Source organism: Paraburkholderia sp. BCC1886, assembly GCF_900996245.1.
Classification (GTDB): Bacteria; Pseudomonadota; Gammaproteobacteria; order Burkholderiales; family Burkholderiaceae; genus Paraburkholderia.
Genome location: NZ_CAAJGK010000109.1, coordinates 1 through 480, shown reverse-complemented (window position 1 = coordinate 480; position 480 = coordinate 1). Strand labels below are relative to the sequence as shown.

The following is a 480-nucleotide window of genomic DNA, read 5'->3' as shown; positions in this document are numbered from 1 at the left end:
ATGGGCACTGAATCGCGTCGCGCGCCCCAGGACGGGGCAAATAGAGGAAATTCTTACAAAAAAACGCCGGGACGCCGGGGCGATTTCATTAAAATGCGCTGTCACGTCGCGGGAACGGATCCCTGCGTGCCGGGGTCTGTCGACGTGCTACGCTCCATCCTCATCGCGTAAAGCCTGACGTATCGATCCACACGCGCGTCACTGCAGTCCAACCGCGCACGCCCACGGTGCCGCAGCCGCGCCCGCCATTCCGACATGCCGATCATCAAACGCCCGTCCGACTCCGAACCCAATTACAAGTTACGCCGCTCGCCTTCCGGTGCGTTCTACGCGGATGAGTCCGATCGCCATGGCGGCGACAACCGTCGCGACCGCGATCGCGACGATCGTGAGCCCCGCCGTCGCTCGATCGGCACGCGCATCGCGCTGTGGTTCGCCGGGCTGTTCGCGGTGGCCGGCGTGATCGGCGCGCTGATCGTC

1 protein-coding gene is annotated in these 480 nt (G+C 64.8%); it reads left to right on the top strand.

Translation table 11 applies throughout. The annotated features are described in order from the left end of the window. Window positions 1-255: 255 nt before the first annotated feature. A partial coding sequence (locus FQ746_RS31900; RefSeq protein ID WP_144113806.1) for a hypothetical protein occupies window positions 256-480 on the top strand: 225 nt, incomplete at its 3' end.